Here is a 2,231-nt window from a genome sequence, read left to right as displayed (position 1 = left end):
TGCAGGGCACCCTCACTGATGCAGCCGACTCGGAGGCGGCACAGGAGACGGTGCGTGAGCTTCGCGATACCTTCGCAAGTGACGGCACGGGAGCGCTGGTCGGCGGTGTCACAGCGACGGCGATTGACACGAACGACGCATCGATCCACGACCGAAACCTGATTATTCCGATCGTGCTCGCCGTGATCCTGTTCATCCTGATGCTCCTGCTCCGTTCGATCTTCGCACCGGTGTTGCTCATCCTCACGACGGTGCTCTCGTTTGGCACCGCACTCGGCGTATCGGCGCTCGTGTTCAACGGCATCTTCCAGTTCCCAGGCGCGGATCCCGCGGTGCCGCTATACGGTTTCGTGTTCCTTGTCGCACTCGGCATCGACTACAACATCTTCCTCGCCACCCGCGTTCGTGAGGAGTCGAAGCTGCACGGCACCCGTGAAGGCATTATTCGCGGACTCTCAGTGACCGGAGGGGTGATCACCTCTGCTGGCTTGGTGCTTGCCGCCACGTTCGCAGCGCTGTCGGTCATCCCCATCCTGTTCCTGCTGCAGATTGCGTTTATCGTCGCGTTCGGCGTGCTGCTCGATACCTTCCTCGTACGCGCGTTCCTCGTGCCCGCACTGTTCTTCGATATTGGCCCGAAGGTGTGGTGGCCGTCGAAGCTTGCGAAAGAGCGTGACGGCGGCCGAAAGGCGCACCGTCTCCCACCAACCGTCGAAGACGGACGGTAGGCTGCGGCCATGAGCGCGCAGCGGGTCGTCATCACCGGAGCTTCTGGCTTGATTGGCCGGGCGCTGACCGATTCGCTGCGCGCCGATGGCGTCATCGTTACGCACCTGGTTCGCCGCACTCCGAACGCACCCGGTGAGGTGCCGTGGTGGCCCGGCCAACAACCGCTTGATCCCGAGGTGCTCGCCGATGCCGACGCGGTCGTCAACCTCAACGGCGCCAGCATCGGCAAGCTCCCGTGGGGTCGCCGCTACCGTGACCTGCTGCGCCGCTCCCGTCTTGACCCGACGCGCACGCTCGCGGCAGCGATCCGTGAACTAGGCGATCGTGCACCGCACTTCGTCTCGGCGTCTGGCATCGGGTTCTACGGAGACCGGCCAGGCGTCACCCTCACCGAGGTGAATGGCTCAGGCGAGACGTTTCTTGCGCAGCTGTGCGTCGCATGGGAGCGCGAAGCTGTGGCAGCGGGAGGCGCTGCCCGGGTCGCACTGCTGCGCACTGCCCCGGTGCTCCACCGTGATGGTGTGCTCAAGCCACTGATGTTGCTCACGAAACTCGGTCTGAGCGGACCGCTCGGGCGCGGTACCCAGCGGTGGCCATGGATCTCGCTCGACGACGAGGTGCGCGCCATCCGCCACATCATTGACCACGATCTTGAGGGTCCTGTGAACCTGACGGCCCCCGAAATCGTTACCGCAACGGACACGGGCCGGGAGCTTGCCCGGCAACTCCGACGCCCCTTCCTCGTGCCCGCGCCCGCACGGGCGCTCCGCGCTGCACTCGGCGCTGATGCCGCAGACTCTTTATTGCTGAGCGATGCGGCAGCAATCCCCGCGGTGCTCACGCACAGCGGTTTCACGTTCGGCGAGCCAACCCTCGCTGAGGCCATCAGCTCAGCCCTCAAGTAGCCTCAACACTCGAGGTGCATCAGCACTCGAGGTGCTCAGGTGGCGCCGGTCGGCTCACTCGTCGTCGACGGGGAGCGCTCGTACGGCGTGCCGGTCAGCCACGAGTGCATCGCGCACCCGCCGGCGCAACACTTTGCCGATCAACGACTTCGGAAGTTCCTCCCACACGAGGTACGTCGAGGGGCGCTTATATTCAGCAAGGTGCTCCCGAGCGAACTCTCTCGTTGCCGCCTCATCGAAGGTCGCTCCCGGCTCGAGGATCACGGCTGCGGTCACTACCTCAGCACCACCGCCTCGCGGCACCCCCACCACCGCGCATTCGGCGACTCCGGGCACGCGGGTAATCACCGCTTCCACCTCGCTCGGCGCGACGTTGAATCCGCCGGTGATGATGAGCTCTTTCTTTCGGTCGACCACCGTGACAAATCCCTCGTCGTCTTGCACCACGAGGTCACCGGTGCGCAGCCAGCCGCCTTCGAGCAGGGTCGCCGCGGTTTCTTCGGGGCGGTTCCAATAGCCCTGGAACACCTGGGGCCCGCTGATGAGCAGCTCGCCCGTCTCGCCGAGCGCCACCTCGCGCGTGGGTTCGTTCGGATC

General features: G+C 65.2%; 3 protein-coding genes. 2 read left to right on the top strand and 1 reads right to left on the bottom strand.

What is annotated here, in order from left to right; translation table 11 throughout:
- Nucleotides 1–728: MMPL family transporter (locus GX543_RS18555; RefSeq protein ID WP_290854091.1), on the top strand; the 728-nt coding region annotated here is incomplete at its 5' end.
- A gap of 9 nt (nucleotides 729–737) precedes the next feature.
- Nucleotides 738–1,634 carry a TIGR01777 family oxidoreductase gene (locus GX543_RS18550; RefSeq protein WP_290854090.1) on the top strand — a complete coding sequence of 299 codons (897 nt, stop codon included), beginning with the start codon at nucleotides 738–740 and terminating at the stop codon, nucleotides 1,632–1,634.
- A gap of 54 nt (nucleotides 1,635–1,688) precedes the next feature.
- Here the strand turns inward: GX543_RS18550 and GX543_RS18545 are convergent, their stop codons facing one another.
- Complete coding sequence (locus GX543_RS18545) at nucleotides 1,689–2,207, bottom strand: AMP-binding protein (RefSeq protein WP_290854089.1); 519 nt, start codon at nucleotides 2,205–2,207, stop codon at nucleotides 1,689–1,691.
- Between the last annotated feature and the right edge of the window lie 24 nt (nucleotides 2,208–2,231).

It is taken from the genome of Gordonia sp. (in: high G+C Gram-positive bacteria) (assembly GCF_012515855.1).
Lineage (GTDB): Bacteria > Actinomycetota > Actinomycetes > Mycobacteriales > Mycobacteriaceae > Gordonia.
The sequence above is the reverse complement of the archived record's forward strand: the minus strand, read 5'-3'. Positions and strand labels throughout refer to the sequence as shown.